This window comes from Neobacillus citreus, from assembly GCF_018343545.2.
GTDB classification, from domain to species: domain Bacteria; phylum Bacillota; class Bacilli; order Bacillales; family Cytobacillaceae; genus Neobacillus; species Neobacillus citreus.
In genome coordinates, this window is the sequence record NZ_JAGYPE020000017.1 from 76419 (window position 1) to 92779 (window position 16361).

The window sequence follows — 16361 nt, forward strand, 5'->3', positions numbered from 1 at the left end:
TGGTTTTGTGTTGAAATATTGAAGGATTAAGCAATTTTATAAGAATTTATGATGAAGGATTAAGTCGTAAACTTATCCGATTCTTAAAAATTGCTCTCAACCATCTGACTAACCTTGATATATCAACGTGTTACTTGCCAGTTTGCTTATTCATGGCCTGCATCATTTGGTTGATCTTCTTTTGTGAAGGCTTCATACCCATTTGCATCATCATGGTTTTAAGCATTTGCTCATTGATTGGCGGATTTTTCTTTAAATAGCTCATCATATAACGGCGAGCAATGAAAAATCCTAGTGCTACACCAGCGACAAGTGCCAGTATACCAACTAGAACGTACATCATATAATAATTTCCTCCTTCATGTTGTCTACCATACAACAGTGTACTAAATAAAACGAAATTAGACAATATTCGATTTTAATTAGACATATTTTCTTTCTTTAATTGGCTTTAACCAGCCAAACCGCTCATGTTCTAGGTCAATTGCCAAAAAGGAGGATTCACACTTTCTCAGCACTTCAAAAAACGCTGTCTCCGCTTCATAGCTTCCATGTGCCTCCAGAGAGATTAAATCCTGGTAGACTTCCAATTTTGCCCTACTTATTTTTCCACTAAGATCGATCGTATATGCACCATGGTCTGCTTTAAAGCCCTTTATTTTTCCAAGCTGTCTTTGAATCAGCTGGTGGATTTTTAATACTTCTATTTTCTTTGTTATATAGGCAATTTGTTTTTTTGTAATAAATTGAAGCTCGCCCCGTGCGTGCTGATGTTCTTGGAATAGTTGAAAAAACAACCGTTCTCGTCCGAAGTAATGGGTGGCAAATTCATCTTCTATTAAATAAAGCTGATATTTCCTCATTCCAACCTCTCCTCCGCTGACAATCCTTTTATCTATTATAAAGAATCGCTCCGAAAACATTTGTCTTATCGCGGCAAAAACTTTCACTAATTTTGTCGATTTGCAATTTGAGTCCTATATCAGTTATTTATTTCGATAGAAGCTGACGGATTTCCTCCATATAAAAAAGAGAGAGCGAAATTTCCGCTCTCTCTCGTCATTTGATTATTTTTGTAAAAGTGCTTTCACACGAGCAACGACGTTTGGCACACTAAATCCGAACTCTTCCATGATTTTTTCACCTGGTGCAGATGCTCCAAAATGATCGATGGCTAATACGTCACCTTCATCACCAGCATATTTGTGCCAGCCGAAGGATGCTCCGACTTCCAGAGCAAGACGCTTCTTCACGCTCTTTGGAAGGACAGAGTCTTTGTATTCTTGAGATTGCTGTTCGAAACGATCCCATGATGGCATGCTGACAACAGAAACCTGGATTCCTTCTCCAGCAAGTGCTTTCTGTGCTTCCACTGCAAGGCTTACTTCGGATCCAGCTGCTAGCAATAGGGCATCTGGAGTATTATTTCCTGCTGGGGAAACAACATATGCTCCTTTAGAAACTCCATCATATGCGTTTTTATCTGTGTCTTTTAATGTTGGTAAGTCCTGACGAGTTAATACTAGAGCTGTCGGCTTGTTTGTTGATTCAACTGCAAGCTTCCACGCTGCTGCTGTTTCATTGGCATCAGCAGGACGAATTAGTGATAGACCTGGCATTGCCCGTAATGCCGCAAGCTGCTCGATTGGTTCGTGAGTTGGTCCATCTTCCCCAACGGCGATACTGTCGTGTGTAAATACATAGGTAACAGGAAGACCCATTAATGCGGCAAGGCGAATTGCCGGACGAAGGTAATCAGAGAATACAAAGAATGTTCCTCCAAAAACTTTAACCCCGCCATGCAGGGCAATACCATTCATGGCAGCGCCCATAGCAAATTCACGAACACCGAACCAGATGTTGCGGCCTTCATATGCGCCTGGCATGAAGTCAGTTGTCCCTTTAAGCATTGTTTTGTTTGAACCAGCAAGGTCAGCAGAACCGCCAATTAAAATCGGCAGGTTTTTAGCGATGCCGTTTAACGCTTCACCTGAAGAAGCACGAGTTGCAAGCCCTTTGCCTTCAGTGTAAACCGGAACATCCTTATCCCAGCCTTCAGGAAGTTCATGATTTAATGCTTGTTCTAGCTGGCTTGCCAACTCTGGATATTCGTTTTTATACTGAGCGAACATGTCGTTCCACTCTTTTTCTTTTTTCTCACCATTTTCAACAATTAGCTTTTTGAAGTTGTCGTAAACTTCTTGTGGAACATGGAAGTCTTCCTCGAAAGTCCACTTATAAGCTTCTTTAGTAAGCTTTAGCTCATTTGCACCAAGTGGTGAGCCATGAACACCAGATGTGCCGGCACGGTTAGGTGAACCGTAACCGATCACTGTTCTTACTTCAATCATGGTTGGTCTGTCTAAATCATTTCTTGCTTCTTCAAGTGCTTTAGCGATTTCTTCGAAATTGTTGCCGTCTTCAACGCGAAGATATTGCCATCCGTAAGATTGGAAGCGGTCCTTCACACTTTCAGAGAAAGATTTATTCAAGTCTCCGTCCAAGGAAATATCATTTGAATCATATAATACTACTAAACGGCCTAACTTTAGGTGGCCGGCAAGTGATGCAGCCTCAGCAGATACGCCTTCCATTAAGTCGCCGTCTCCACAAACGCTGTATGTAAAATGATTCACAAGTTCATATTTGTCTTTGTTATAAACGCTAGCAACATGACGTTCTGCCATAGCCATTCCCACTGCCATTGCAATACCTTGACCAAGCGGACCAGTCGTTGCTTCTACTCCCTCAGTATGACCATATTCAGGATGTCCTGGAGTTTTGCTTCCCCATTGACGGAATTGCTTTAAATCATCCATGGATAAATTATAGCCGGATAAATGAAGCATGCTGTATAGCAATGCAGAGCCATGACCTGCGGACAATACGAAGCGGTCACGGTTGAACCAATGTGGATTTTTTGGGTTGTGGTTCATAAATCTTGTCCATAATGTATAAGTCATTGGAGCGGCACCCATCGGCATTCCAGGGTGTCCAGAGTTTGCTTTCTCGATAGCATCAATTGAAAGCGTACGAATCGTGGTGACAGATAAATCATCAATTGTGTTAAACATCTTTTTACAACCTTCCTTCTTCGGAAAATACAAACAACTTTAATATTATAGTGCTGTGGATTTTTATTCAACAAATTACTACTTATTTTGTAGCAAAATTCACTTTATTATTTATTTTGACACATGTAAGCGCAGTATATGTAAAAAGGAATACAAATAAATTGTATTCCCAGATGCATTAATGAAGATTATTTTTTTTTCTGATTTTTATTTTCTCAGGTGTAACGTCATTCCCAAGTGGATCAATTATTTTTGTATTTGTCAGGGTATCCAGCATTTGCGACCGAAAAGCAGCTAAATATTCACTTCTAAGTGATGACTGCTCTTTTGCTTCCTTTTCTGTTAAACCCGTCGCTTTCTTTTTCCTTGCCAATTCATTGATTCTGGCCATTTTTTCCTTGGATAGCATTCAAGTACATTCCTTTCCAAAAAACTGCTAACATTAAGACAAGATTGTACTAGAAAAGAATCCACCTGGCAAGGATGAAGGTTTATTCCTCCTGCTCTTCAATGAATTCCTGGTATCTTCTATGTACAGTGGCTTTCGAAATGTTATAACCAAAGCCTCTTAATGTTGCGGCAATTTCTGAAAAGGTCAGGCCATTTTTTCTCAACCTGACTATTTCTTGAACAGGGACTTCAATTTTATCCCGGCCCGAATGCTCTCCTAGATTCTTTAAATTTTTTTCTGGCTTGTAGCCTTGTTCAACAGCCCGCTTCATGCCGCGTTTTATTTTTACATTATGAAGCTTGCGCTGGTACTCTTCCACCATGCTGACGATTTTAAGCACCATTGAATCCGATTCGGAAAGCTGCAATTCACCACTATGCGAAATGCTGTATAGTTTAATTCCTTCTTTTAAAATGCAATGCAGGATGGCGATCTTGGCATTCCCTCGGCCGAGCCTTGTTTCATCCTGGATTAGGACAGCTTGGACTTGTTTATCTTTAATGCGCTCTAAAAGCTGCAGGATACCATCTCTGTCGAAATCATAGCCGCTCGCCTGCTCTTTAATAATTGAATCGATATGGAATTGATATCGATTGGCGAGCTGGACAAGCTCGTCTTCCTGGCGTCTCAATGATGTTTCCTGCGTTTCCTTATTCGTGCTTACGCGGCAATATATAATTGCGTTCATTTTTTAGGTCCTTCCTATTTCTCTAATGCACTTGCTAATTCCCTTTCTGGGGGAGCTTCATTACTAACCGGAATTAAAATTTCTTCACCTGGAAAAATTTCATCCCCTACATCCCGATTATGTTTTTTCACCCAGTTGACGAATTCCTTGTTCGATAATGAATGCTCGCCTGCATACTTTTGGGAAATTTCCCATAGTGTGTCTCCGTCTGTTACAGTCACTTTCAAATATTTATCCTGATTTTTCGGACTTTGCTGAAATGCTAATACAAATGCTAATGTGCAGCTTAATAATAGAAGAATAATAGCGTACGAGTATTGGTTCCATATTTTTTTCATTAAAAAACACCCCTGATTAGAATGTATGTTCGTTTTATTTGATTTGATTATAATCCGAACGTTTGTTTGTTGTCAAGCTTTATTCGAACTTATGTTTGTATAAATTATGCGAACATGTTATAATAAAAACAACATTAACCAGGCGAGGTGTAATTTATCATGGTAAAAGTATCAAAGCGGCAGCAGGATATCCTTGATTTCATAAAAGGAGAAGTGAAAACAAAGGGATATCCGCCATCTGTTCGGGAAATTGGCGAAGCAGTCGGACTGGCATCGAGTTCTACTGTACATGGGCATTTAGCCAGATTAGAAAGCAAGGGTTTAATTAGACGAGATCCAACAAAACCAAGGGCTATCGAAATCCTAGAAGCGGATGAAGCTGCTCATATCCCTCGAAACCATGTTGTAAATGTCCCAGTTGTCGGTAAAGTTACTGCCGGACTGCCGATTACGGCCATTGAAAATGTTGAGGAATACTTTCCTCTTCCTGAAAGACTTGCTCCTTCTAGCGAGAATGTCTTTATGCTTGAAATCATGGGAGAAAGTATGATTGAAGCAGGGATTCTTGACGGGGATTACGTTATTGTAAAGCAGCAGCCTTCTGCTAACAACGGGGATATCGTTGTTGCGATGACCGAAGAAGACGAGGCTACCTGTAAAAGATTCTTCAAGGAGAAAGACTACATCCGCCTGCAGCCGGAAAACTCTACGATGGATCCAATCATTTTAAACAATGTTACCATTTTGGGGAAAGTTATTGGGGTTTATCGGCAGATTCATTAGTTGATAGATTTCCCGGAGTCCAATCTGTATTTTGATTGGGCTTTTTTTATTTAATTGGATCGGGATTACCTTTTTAACTTTGAATGGATAGGCTCCTAACCCTCCCCAAAAAGTTAAGATTAAACCTTTTTTATCTTTCCGATTCTCGAACAAAAAAGTAGCAAAAACCCCCTAACGCCTAGCGTCAGGGGGTTTTCATCATATTAATACATGCTCATATATTGTTCGCGTTCCCAAGGGTGAACGACGGTACGGAACATATCCCATTCAATCTCTTTAGCTTCCACAAAGTGTTCGAAGATATGCTCGCCTAAGCCAGAAACGATAACTTCGTTTGATTTCAATAGCTCAAGTGCTGCTGCCAATGTTGCTGGAAGATCGATGATGCCCTCTTCGATTCTTTCTTCTTTCGTCATCACATAGATGTTCCGGTCAACTGGTGCTGGAGGAGTTAAATTGTTTTTGATTCCATCTAGACCTGCTTTTAAAATGACAGCGAGTGCTAGGTATGGGTTTGCTGCAGGGTCCACGCTGCGAACCTCAATCCGTGTGCTCAAGCCGCGGGAAGCAGGGATACGAACAAGCGGTGAACGGTTTTGTGCAGACCATGCCACATAACAAGGTGCCTCGTAACCTGGAACCAAACGCTTATAAGAGTTAACAGTTGGGTTGGTAACTGCTGTGAAATATGGTGCATGCTTTAGTACACCAGCGATAAATTGACGTGCAGTATCGCTCATTTGCAGGTCGCCTGTTGGCTCAAAGAATGCATTTTGACCATTATTGAATAAGGAAACGTTACAGTGCATTCCGGAACCGTTCACGCCGAATAATGGCTTTGGCATGAAGGTTGCATGCAAGCCGTGCTTGCGGGCAATTGTTTTTACAACTAGCTTGAAAGTCTGGATTTGGTCACATGCTGTAAGAGCATCTGCATATTTAAAGTCGATTTCGTGCTGGCCAGGTGCTACTTCGTGGTGGGATGCTTCGATTTCGAAGCCCATTTCTTCAAGCTCAAGCACGATATCACGGCGGCAGTTTTCACCAAGATCTGTTGGAGCTAAGTCAAAGTATCCGCCTTGGTCGTTCAATTCCAAAGTTGGCTCGCCTTTTTGGTCTAATTTAAATAAGAAGAATTCTGGCTCAGGCCCAAGGTTGAAGTCAGTGAAGCCAAGCTCTTCCATTTCCTTTAATACACGCTTTAAGTTATTGCGCGGGTCTCCGGCAAATGGTGTTCCGTTTGAATTGTAAATATCACAGATTAAGCGGGCCACTTTCCCTTTTTCAGCAGTCCAAGGGAATACTACCCAAGTGTTTAAATCTGGGTACAGGTACATATCAGATTCTTCAATACGTACGAACCCTTCGATAGAGGAGCCGTCAAACATCATTTTGTTATCAAGTGCCTTTTCTAACTGGCTGATTGGAATTTCCACGTTTTTGATGGTTCCAAGAATGTCAGTAAACTGAAGGCGGATAAATTTAACGTTTTCTTCTTTAGCCAAGCGTTGAATATCTTCTCTTGTGTACTTCGGCATTTGCAATTCCTCCAATTTTATTAAAAATTAATGAAAAAAGCGTGAAAGATCTCCTTGTCTCAATGACGAACGATTCAGTCTGTTTGAATGCATCAGTTCATTGCGAAGAAGTTTCCTCAGCTCATCATCGGTAACCTCGCGCTTTGCACTTTTCGCTTGCTGTTCAAGCAGCGACTCTTGCTGTTCTTTAACCAATAATAATTGCTTAATGCCAGCCATATTGATTCCCTGGTCAATTAAGTCTTTTATTTCCAACAGCCTGTCAATGTCATTTAGGCTGTAAAGTCGCCTGTTTCCCTCCGTACGTGCCGGAGATATCAATTGGTGTTCTTCATAGTAGCGAATTTGCCTGGCGGTAAGTTCGGTCAGTTGCATCACTGTACCGATGGGAAACAATGGCATTGATCGGCGAATTTCTTTTCCACTCACCAATTTTCTCCTCCCTTTTGCTAATTTATATTTGTATTATATTTGGTGTTAGGAAATATGTCAATGATATGTAAGATAATCTAACATGGTTTTTTAATAGTTTCTTAAAATCGTAATTTTTGGCTACAAATCCTGGCAAGAGGAGTGATGATTCATTGATAACGACCGAACCTCCTTGGATTTCTCTGGTAGAGGAGTTATGGAGCGGTCATAACGACTGAATTGGCATTTCCATCTTTGCTTCGGGCGTTATAAAGCCTCCATAACGACTGAATTAGTATTTCCCTCTTCGCTTCGGGCGTTATGAAGCCGCTCATAACGACTGAATTGGGATTTTTCTTTTTGATTCGGGTGTTATGAAGCGTTCATAACGACTGAACAGGTATTATCTTCTTTGTTTCGGGCGTTATGAGGCCTCCATAACGACTGAATTGGGATTTTTCTTTTTGATTCGGGTGTTATGAAGCATTCATAACGACTGAATCGGTAATATCTTCTTTGCTTCGGGTGTTATGAATCCTCCTAATTCGCCAATCTGCCCACATATAAGGCTTTATCCTATCCAACCGGTGATTTTTCAAGAATTCGGGGCTCATATAAGTCCTATATGCTACTCAACCAGCCATCCTTTTAAGCGTTCGGGCTCATATAAGTCCTATATGCTTCCCAACCAGCCATCCTTTTAAGCGTTCGGGCTCATATAAGACCCATATGCTACCCAACCAACCTATCTTTCAAGCGTTCGGGCTCATATAAGTCCTATATGCCTCCCAACCAGCCATCCTTTCAAACGTTCGGGCTCATATAAGCCCCATATACTACCGTTCCAACCATTCTTTCAAAAGTTAGGGCTCATATAAGTCCTATATGCTTCCCAACCAACCTTTCTTTCAAGCGTTCGGGCTCATATAAGTCCTATATGCTACCGAACCAACCACTCCTTCAAGCGTTCGGGCTCATATAAGTCCTATACAATTTTCCCCTATTCCAAATCCAGTAACCCTTTTTCAACCAAATGATCCAATGCCAAACATACAGCCATTTTCACGTGGGCATAGGTTAAGCCGCCTTGCACATAAGCGACATATGGCGGGCGGATCGGGCCATCTGCTGTCAGTTCAATGCTTGCACCTTGAATAAATGTACCAGCAGCCATTATGACATCATCCTCATAACCAGGCATGTAGCTTGGATGCGGTGTGACATAAGAATTCACCGGTGAGGCGAACTGGATAGCCTGGCAGAAGGCGACCATTTTATCCCGGTCATCAAACTGAACGGATTGAATCAGGTCTGTCCGCCGCGCATCCCATCGCGGAGAAGAATTCATCCCCAGCCGCTCCAGCATGGCAGCGGTAAAAACAGCACCCTTCAGAGCCTGCCCGACCACATGAGGCGCTAAGAAAAAGCCCTGATACATTTCCTGCAAACTGTAAAGAGAAGCCCCCGCTTCGGCACCAATTCCCGGAGAGGTCATCCGATAAGAACAGGCTTCCACCCACTGTTTTTTCCCAACGATATAGCCGCCAGTTTTAGCAAGGCCGCCGCCTGGATTTTTAATCAATGACCCCGCCATTAAATCTGCTCCGACATGGCAAGGCTCCACATCTTCAACAAATTCTCCGTAGCAGTTATCAACAAACACGACAACATCCTGCTTGATTTCCTTTACGAAACTGATCATTTCACCAATCTCCGCAACCGTAAACGATGGTCGGACTGCATACCCCTTTGAGCGCTGGATGCCAATCATTTTCGTAGTTGGTTTAATTTTTCGAGCGATTCCTTCCCAATCAATCCCGCCTTCATCGGTCAATGCAACGCTGTCATAGGAAATTCCAAATTCCTTTAAGGAACCTACTCCATTCCCGCGGATTCCGACGATTTCCTCAAGGGTATCATACGGTTTTCCGGTAATGTACAATAGCTCATCGCCGGGGCGAAGCACACCAAATAACGCAATTGAAATGGCGTGAGTCCCAGAAATAATCTGCGGACGAACTAAACCCGCTTCTCCACCGAAAACATCCGCATACACTAATTCCAACGTATCGCGGCCGATATCGTCGTAACCATAACCAGTAGAAGGAATAAAGTGAGAATCACTTACCCGGTGCTTTTGAAAGCTTTGTAAAACTCGGAACTGATTGGATTCAATGCGCTCCTCTATAGCCTTATGTACTTCAGTAATTTGTTTTTCGACTTCCTTTACAATCAGCTGAAGCTTTTCCCCATTTTTCAAGTGTTGAAACATGCTGTTAACTCCCTTTAATCATTGAATTTCTGTAATTGGCCTGTTATTTGATGATCCTTTAGGGAATACCCTTTGCAGCGGTAGTCTTGAGTTTCTTCATCAAAGGTAAGTTCCCTGAGAATCGTATCATTTTTTAATTGCGACAAGAGCTTTCCTTCTGTAGAAGGTACCATTACTTCATATGGTTCCATCATGCCCACGACAAGCTGCTCGATTTTCACCTTTAACGCATGACGGTCTTCTTCATTAAAAGCGCTAATGAACACTGTCGGCGTGTCAGCGGTCGGTACGAAATCGGGATGCTGAAGATCCCGTTTATTATAAACGGTTAATTGCGGGATATCTTTGACATCTAAGTCTTCAAGAAGTTTATTAACCGTTTTTTCATGCTGAAAATAATCCGGATTCGACATATCGACAACATGAAGCAATAGGTCCGCTTCCTTTACCTCTTCAAGAGTTGAGCGGAAGGCGGCGATCAGCGCGGTCGGCAAGTCCTGAATGAAGCCAACGGTGTCAGTAATTAAAGACAAGAAGCCGCTTGGCAAAATCAGCTTTCGTGTCATCGGGTCGAGCGTGGCGAACAACTGGTTTTCTTCATATGAATCTGCCTCGGAAAGCCGGTTAAAAAGCGTCGATTTCCCGGCATTCGTGTAACCGACAATGGCAACCTGAAAGGCTTTATTTTTCTTCCTGCGTTCGCGGTAACGCTCGCGATGCTGCACGACCACCGAAAGCTGGCCTTTGATATCATCTATACGGCGGCGGATGTGACGGCGGTCTGACTCCAGTTTCGTTTCCCCTGGACCTCTTGTTCCGATTCCCCCGCCAAGACGTGACAATGCCGTACCCTGTCCAGCCAAACGCGGCAGAATATATTGTAACTGGGCAAGCTCTACCTGAAGCTTACCTTCTTTAGAACGGGCTCTTTGTGCAAAAATATCTAAAATCAGCTGGGTCCGGTCAATGATACGCGCCTCAATTGCGGAAGCTAAATTCCGTTTCTGACTTGGAGAAAGCTCATCATTAAAAATGACCAAGTCAACCTCCAATTCGGCCACAAGCGCTGATAATTCTTCCACTTTTCCTTTACCTATGTACGTTGCTGGATGGAGACGGTCTCTCTTTTGGACAAGCGAAGCCAATACTTCTCCTTGCGCCGTTTCCGTTAAGGATCCTAACTCATCCATTGAATATTGAAACCTTAGGTCGTCATCATCGATTTGGCAGCCGACCAGAATGGCTTTTTCCTTTGTTTCTCTTTGTTCCAAACGGCATCCTTCCTTTCCGTTAAAGCTCTAATTTCCATCTTAACAAAAAACACTCCGATACTCTAATTTTCCCAATACTTTTTTATTGTAATTTTGGAGTATCGTGATAAAATTTTTATTGTTTATAAAAAGAAATATACATCGGAGAGAAGCGGAACGAAATGACATGGGAAGTATTAAGCATGATTGGCACTATCGCTTTTGCGGTCAGCGGCGCGATTGTGGCCATGGAAGAAAAATATGATATTTTAGGAGTATATATTTTGGGGATTGTCACCGCTTTTGGCGGCGGGGCGATTCGCAATCTTTTAATAGGTGTACCGGTTTCAGCTATTTGGGAACAGGGGTTATTTTTTCAGGTTGCTATATTATCGATCACGGCCGTATTCTTATTTCCAACTAATCTTTTAAAACACTGGCAAAAGTGGGGGAATTTCACCGATGCCATCGGGCTGTCGGCATTTGCTATCCAAGGTGCCATTTACGCAGCAAATATGAATCATCCGCTAAGCGCGGTGATCGTTGCAGCCGTATTAACAGGAAGCGGCGGCGGTATTATCCGAGATTTATTGGCAAGAAGAAAGCCGATTGTGCTGCGTTCTGAGATCTATGCAGTCTGGGCGATTCTTGCCGGGCTCCTCATCGGGCTTAAAATAGCCACACAATCTTGGGAATTGTATACATTGTTCATTATCGTGACAGCGCTGCGTGTCCTTTCCTACACATACGACTGGAAGCTGCCGACACACGGCTTGCAGCGTATGAACTAAGAAAAGCGGAAGCGCCTTGACCAGGCGCTCCTCCTAAAAGCTATCGCTTTTAGTCGTGCGTAGCTTATGCTCTCGAAGCATTACTTTTGCAGCTAGACAATAAAAAAATCGACGGGGATAGCCCTCGTCGATTTTTTCATTTAACCATCCTCATCAAACACCAAGTCATTACTGCGAATCGTCATCAACTCGTGCCGGTCATAACTGTTTTGCAATAACAGCCTCATCGCCTGGGCCCGAATCGATTTTTCAATGATGTTGCGGACGTATCTCCCGTTGGAAAAATGATTGGGGCTTAAGACAGACTTCACCCATATTAAATGATCCTTTATTTTCTTTTCTGCCTCATGGCTTAACGAATATTCCCTTTCCACCAGCATTTTCGCCCCGATTTGCATTAATTGTCCAATATTGTAATCCGGGAAATCGATCACTAATGGAAAACGGGAATGGAGCCCTGGATTTAACGATAGAAAATAATCCATTTCTCTTGAGTAGCCGGCTAAAATGAGGACAAACTCATGCTGTTTATCCTCCATATGCTTCACGAGAGTATCAATCGCTTCTTTGCCAAAATCCTTTTCGCCGCCGCGTCCTAAGGAATAAGCTTCATCAATAAACAATATCCCGCCATGAGCTTTCTTTACCAAGTCCCTCGTCTTTTGTGCTGTATGGCCGATATACTCCCCAACGAGGTCAGCCCGCTCCGCTTCGATTAAATGTCCCTTCGTTAGCACGTTCATTTTTTGAAAAAGCTTGCCAATCAGCCGTGCGACTGTGGTTTTCCCCGTTCCCGGATTACCTTTAAACATCATATGAAGAGCTTGCTTTTTTGCTTTGAGACCCATTTCTTCGCGCTTTTTATTGACATAAATCCATGCATAAATTTCCTTTATCGTTCGTTTCATTTCTTCCATGCCAACCAAAGCACCAAGTTCCTCTTCGATTTCCTTTAAGGCGGAATGCTCAGGGGGAATAACCTTTGGAGCAACTTGAAAATCAGTTAACGTCTTCGTTACTGTTTTTCTTTTTTGGGAGTTGAGAGAAACGCTTATTTGGCCATTGCTTTTCATACGAATCGGTTGATCCAAAGCCTTCACCTCTCCTAAACGCAACCAGGATACGTAAATTAGCTTGCAGGAATGTATGCCTTTCTTGTTTGTGGTGAGTTATTTCAAGAAAATCATAATCCTTCATTCTATTTGTATTCACCGTTCGGGAAATTCATTAAAAAAGTTTTCTTTTGAAAAAAATAAAAAAAAGAGCCCAAATTGTATGGGCCCACGGGTGAAGATTTATTGATTTTCCAAGTCCAACTGCACATTTCTTTGCGGTGCAAAGGTTGAAATGGCATGCTTATAAACCAATTGCTGTTTCCCCTCTGATTCAAACAAAACCGTAAAATTATCAAAGCCTTTGATACAGCCTCTTAACTGGAAGCCATTCAAAAGGAATACCGTCACATTGGTATTGTCTTTCCGGCATTGGTTTAAAAATTGGTCCTGAATATTGATTGTTGTTTTCATTTTGTATATCCTCCTCTTTTATCTCTACTAATATGTATTCGATTTTACTTGAAGCTTTCCTTCAACATATTGTGAAATTTCCATGAATTTTTTTGCGAAGCTGTTCACATTTGTTACATCAAACCATTCAACCTCCATCTTGTTGCGGAACCATGTCAGCTGCCGTTTGGCATAACGCCGCGAGTTTTGCTTTAGGTTCTCGACAGCTTGCTCTAATGATATTTTACCATCAAGATAGTCATAAATCTCTTTGTAGCCTATTGCCTGAATGGATTGGCAGTCGCGCAAACCCTGTTCGTACAGTCCCTTTACCTCGTCCAATAGCCCTTCCTGCATCATTAAATCGACGCGGGCATTAATTCGCTCATAAAGTTTATCACGGTCCATCGTTAATCCGACTAGGGCGGTTTGGTATAGCAGGTCCGGCGCTTGAGATTTTTGAAATTCCTGTCTGGTTTTTCCTGTAAGATGGAAGATTTCTAGAGCACGAATCACCCTTCTGAGATTATTAGGATGAATCTCAGCGGCACTTTCCGGGTCAACCTCGGAGAGTTCCTTGTAGAGAGCCTCATTCCCTTCTCTATTCGCCCGTTCCTCGAGCTGCCTGCGGAATTCGTCATCTCCAGAAGCATCGGAAAATTGATAATCATAGATGACAGATTGAACATAAAGCCCTGTCCCGCCAACAATGATGGGCAATTTCCCTTTTTCGGCAATCTCCTTTATTTTAGCACGAACAAGGGTTTGAAATTCAGCAACGGAAAAATTTTCATCCGGCTCCTTTATATCAATTAAATGATGCGGAATCCCTTCCATTTCATCTTTCCTGATTTTCGCCGTTCCAATATCCATGCCGCGGTAAATTTGCATCGAATCCCCGCTGATGATTTCGCCATTGAAAGATTTAGCCATTTCAATGCTCAGCTTTGTTTTTCCCACAGCGGTTGGTCCGATGATCACTAATAATTTCTGATTTAATTCCAATCTTTTCACACTGCCTTATCCCTTTTTAGCTAATAAGAAAGTATAAACTTTCTTAACGCATAAATTCAACTACGCCTCTGTCTTCGTCCTCACGGACTCGCCAATCGACGAGTTTTCATTTACAGTCGACGCCTGTTAGGAGCGTTTCTCCTTTATCGTAACACAATTTTTAAAAGCAGTTGAACATCAAATAAGTATATACAATAATATTCTTTTCTATGCACTTTTTGAAGAGGAATTTATATTTCAAATGTATGAATTACATTTCGTCTATTTACAAAAAGATAACGGTTATTTTACAAAGCGCTTTCCACCCCCAGATTCATGGTAGGCTAATACGTAGGATATTTTGTAAAAATTAATCGTATTTTGTCATTGGATGAAGAAAAATTAGAAATTAGGTGAATAGAATGTTATCTACTTTTGATATTGGAATTGATTTAGGTACTGCAAATACATTGGTTTATAGCAAAAATAAGGGGATTGCCGTAAACGAGCCATCCGTTGTGGCAATAGATACCGTTTCGAAAAATATCGTCGCTGTCGGTACCGAAGCGAAAGAAATGATTGGGAAAACACCTGAGAAAATCGTGGCAGTCCGCCCGTTAAAAGATGGTGTCATTGCTGACTTTGATGTCACAACAGAAATGCTTAAACAAATCATGAAAATGGCGTCTAAAAAGATTGGCTTTGCAATGCGAAAGCCAAATGTCGTGGTCTGCATTCCGTCCGGTTCGACAAGTGTTGAGAGAAGGGCAATTCAGGATGCCGTAAGGAACGCCGGAGCCAAGAAGATTACCTTAATTGAAGAGCCGGTCGCTGCTGCAATTGGAGCAGGCATGCCAATCGACGAGCCGGTTGCCAATGTGGTCGTGGATATCGGCGGCGGCAACACAGAGGTTGCGATTATTTCCTTCGGAGGCGTGGTTGCTTTCCATTCCATTAAAATCGGCGGCGACCGTCTTGATGATGATATTATTCAGCATGTTCGTAAGGAATACAATGTGCTAATCGGTGAAAGAACGGCAGAAAATGTGAAAATGGAAATCGGTTTTGCGTTAATCGACCATGAAGAAAAGTTCATGGATGTTCGCGGCCGCGACTTGCTGACTGGTCTACCAAAAACTATTAAACTTTCATCCTACGAAATTCGTAGTGCGATGAAGGAATCACTACTGCATATTTTAGAGGTCATCCGTGCCACACTTGAAGACAGCCCGGCCGAGTTGAGCGGAGATATCGTCGACCGTGGTGTAATTATCACAGGCGGCGGTGCGCTAATGAACGGGATGGAGGCATGGCTGAGCAGTGAAATCTTTGTACCCGTCCAGCTGGCACCTAGTCCGCTTGAGTCAGTCGCCATCGGCACCGGGAAGGCGTTGCAATATATGAGTAAGATTCAGGTTGCGGTGAAATAGAGGTATTTTTGGATTGAAAAACGGGATCGCTGATATATTTGATACCTCAAACTAGAAGTTAGTTTTAAAATGGCAATTTTAGTTTTTTAACAAAAAAGTCGCATTCTCTCCTATATTCGAAGGAGAATGCGGCTTTTTTTATTTAAATATCACTCTGTTTTTTTCGTAAACTATTAAAATATAGAAAAATCGGCAGCGGAATAATGATGAATCCTAGGCTTTTGATAATTTGGTTCTTGGCTTGCTCTCGTGTTCGGTTCTTTTGATCTTCGACGGCCTGTTCGTAGTTCGCACGAAGTTCTTTCTCAGTCAATTTCTCTCCATTTTCATTCGAAATCTTACCGCTTTCTTTCATCATTTTAAAATCTTCATAGCTTTGATAATAGCCCGGCGGACTAATCAAATCAGCGGCTGCCATAAAAATCGAGATCCCGCCTCCGATGACCATCATCAGGGTTGCAAATAACACCAAATACGTATAAAGATGGCGTATCACAGCCTCTCCCCCCTTGTCTTTGTATTTCACTACAGAAACAACAATAAAAATAAGCAAAACTGCAGGTAAAAATATACTTAATAGACTAAAGGCAATCAAGGCAATACCCCCATTTTTTCAAATGGTCAATCCTTACAATATTATTATTTCACCAATGTTAAATCATTCCAATACGTTTTAAGGTTATTTTGTTGCAATTTTCGCAATCTTTTTGGATTAATATCTCATTGGTAAATGGTTATTTTTACCTATTTTCATATAAGAGACATTTTTCGGGTAAAATAACGGCTCTATTTTTACCCTTCACCCATCTGATTCTGACTCCCGGGCAAAATAAAGCG

Annotated in this window: 17 protein-coding genes; 3 read left to right on the top strand and 14 right to left on the bottom strand. The window is 42.0% G+C overall.

Annotation, left to right across the window (positions count from 1 at the left end):
• Positions 1 to 130: 130 nt before the first annotated feature.
• The 6 genes from KHB02_RS11750 to yneA form a co-directional block, all read right to left on the bottom strand.
• Complete coding sequence (locus tag KHB02_RS11750) at positions 131 to 343, bottom strand: YneF family protein (RefSeq protein ID WP_213116217.1); 213 nt, start codon at positions 341 to 343, stop codon at positions 131 to 133.
• Between the two features lie 79 nt (positions 344 to 422).
• Positions 423 to 863: a sporulation inhibitor of replication protein SirA gene (gene sirA, locus KHB02_RS11755; RefSeq protein ID WP_213140663.1), complete on the bottom strand. Its 441-nt coding sequence runs from the start codon at positions 861 to 863 to the stop codon at positions 423 to 425.
• A gap of 204 nt (positions 864 to 1067) precedes the next feature.
• Entirely contained in the window at positions 1068 to 3074 is a 2007-nt protein-coding gene (gene tkt, locus KHB02_RS11760) for a transketolase (protein WP_213140664.1), read from the bottom strand.
• Positions 3075 to 3252: 178 nt separating this feature from the next.
• Entirely contained in the window at positions 3253 to 3483 is a 231-nt protein-coding gene (locus tag KHB02_RS11765) for a DUF896 domain-containing protein (RefSeq protein WP_213140665.1), read from the bottom strand.
• Positions 3484 to 3565: 82 nt separating this feature from the next.
• Complete coding sequence (locus KHB02_RS11770) at positions 3566 to 4213, bottom strand: YneB family resolvase-like protein (protein WP_213140666.1); 648 nt, start codon at positions 4211 to 4213, stop codon at positions 3566 to 3568.
• 14 nt (positions 4214 to 4227) lie between these two features.
• The gene (gene yneA, locus KHB02_RS11775) at positions 4228 to 4551 is read right to left on the bottom strand and encodes a cell division suppressor protein YneA (RefSeq protein WP_213140667.1); all 324 of its coding nucleotides are present in this window, start codon (positions 4549 to 4551) and stop codon (positions 4228 to 4230) included.
• Positions 4552 to 4710: 159 nt separating this feature from the next.
• Here yneA and lexA point away from each other — a divergent pair, with 159 nt between their 5' ends.
• Complete coding sequence (lexA, locus tag KHB02_RS11780; protein WP_213140668.1) at positions 4711 to 5334, top strand: transcriptional repressor LexA; 624 nt, start codon at positions 4711 to 4713, stop codon at positions 5332 to 5334.
• Positions 5335 to 5537: 203 nt separating this feature from the next.
• Here lexA and glnA read toward each other — a convergent pair whose 3' ends face one another.
• The 4 genes from glnA to hflX all read right to left on the bottom strand — a co-directional run bounded on the left by glnA (position 5538) and on the right by hflX (position 10826).
• Complete coding sequence (glnA, locus tag KHB02_RS11785; RefSeq protein WP_213140669.1) at positions 5538 to 6872, bottom strand: type I glutamate--ammonia ligase; 1335 nt, start codon at positions 6870 to 6872, stop codon at positions 5538 to 5540.
• Between the two features lie 27 nt (positions 6873 to 6899).
• Positions 6900 to 7274: a MerR family transcriptional regulator gene (locus KHB02_RS11790; protein ID WP_213141293.1), complete on the bottom strand. Its 375-nt coding sequence runs from the start codon at positions 7272 to 7274 to the stop codon at positions 6900 to 6902.
• A gap of 1009 nt (positions 7275 to 8283) precedes the next feature.
• Positions 8284 to 9555, bottom strand: a complete 1272-nt coding sequence (locus KHB02_RS11795; protein ID WP_213140670.1) for a methionine gamma-lyase family protein — start codon at positions 9553 to 9555, stop codon at positions 8284 to 8286.
• A gap of 14 nt (positions 9556 to 9569) precedes the next feature.
• On the bottom strand, positions 9570 to 10826 hold the full coding sequence (gene hflX / locus KHB02_RS11800) for a GTPase HflX (protein WP_213140671.1): 1257 nt from the start codon (positions 10824 to 10826) through the stop codon (positions 9570 to 9572).
• 161 nt (positions 10827 to 10987) lie between these two features.
• On the opposite strand from hflX, the gene KHB02_RS11805 reads away from it, so the two are divergent.
• On the top strand, positions 10988 to 11596 hold the full coding sequence (locus tag KHB02_RS11805) for a trimeric intracellular cation channel family protein (protein ID WP_213140672.1): 609 nt from the start codon (positions 10988 to 10990) through the stop codon (positions 11594 to 11596).
• Between the two features lie 140 nt (positions 11597 to 11736).
• Here KHB02_RS11805 and spoVK read toward each other — a convergent pair whose 3' ends face one another.
• The 3 genes from spoVK to miaA form a co-directional block, all read right to left on the bottom strand.
• Positions 11737 to 12687: a stage V sporulation protein K gene (spoVK, locus tag KHB02_RS11810; protein ID WP_213141294.1), complete on the bottom strand. Its 951-nt coding sequence runs from the start codon at positions 12685 to 12687 to the stop codon at positions 11737 to 11739.
• A gap of 204 nt (positions 12688 to 12891) precedes the next feature.
• Positions 12892 to 13122, bottom strand: a complete 231-nt coding sequence (gene hfq, locus KHB02_RS11815) for an RNA chaperone Hfq (RefSeq protein ID WP_213140673.1) — start codon at positions 13120 to 13122, stop codon at positions 12892 to 12894.
• A gap of 27 nt (positions 13123 to 13149) precedes the next feature.
• Positions 13150 to 14106 (bottom strand): tRNA (adenosine(37)-N6)-dimethylallyltransferase MiaA, encoded by a 957-nt coding sequence (gene miaA / locus KHB02_RS11820; RefSeq protein WP_213141295.1) that lies wholly within the window; start codon positions 14104 to 14106, stop codon positions 13150 to 13152.
• Positions 14107 to 14516: 410 nt separating this feature from the next.
• Here miaA and mreBH point away from each other — a divergent pair, with 410 nt between their 5' ends.
• Positions 14517 to 15524 (top strand): rod-share determining protein MreBH, encoded by a 1008-nt coding sequence (gene mreBH, locus KHB02_RS11825; RefSeq protein ID WP_213140674.1) that lies wholly within the window; start codon positions 14517 to 14519, stop codon positions 15522 to 15524.
• 142 nt (positions 15525 to 15666) lie between these two features.
• Here the strand turns inward: mreBH and KHB02_RS11830 are convergent, their stop codons facing one another.
• Positions 15667 to 16020 (bottom strand): hypothetical protein, encoded by a 354-nt coding sequence (locus tag KHB02_RS11830; protein WP_241113828.1) that lies wholly within the window; start codon positions 16018 to 16020, stop codon positions 15667 to 15669.
• Positions 16021 to 16361: the final 341 nt, after the last annotated feature.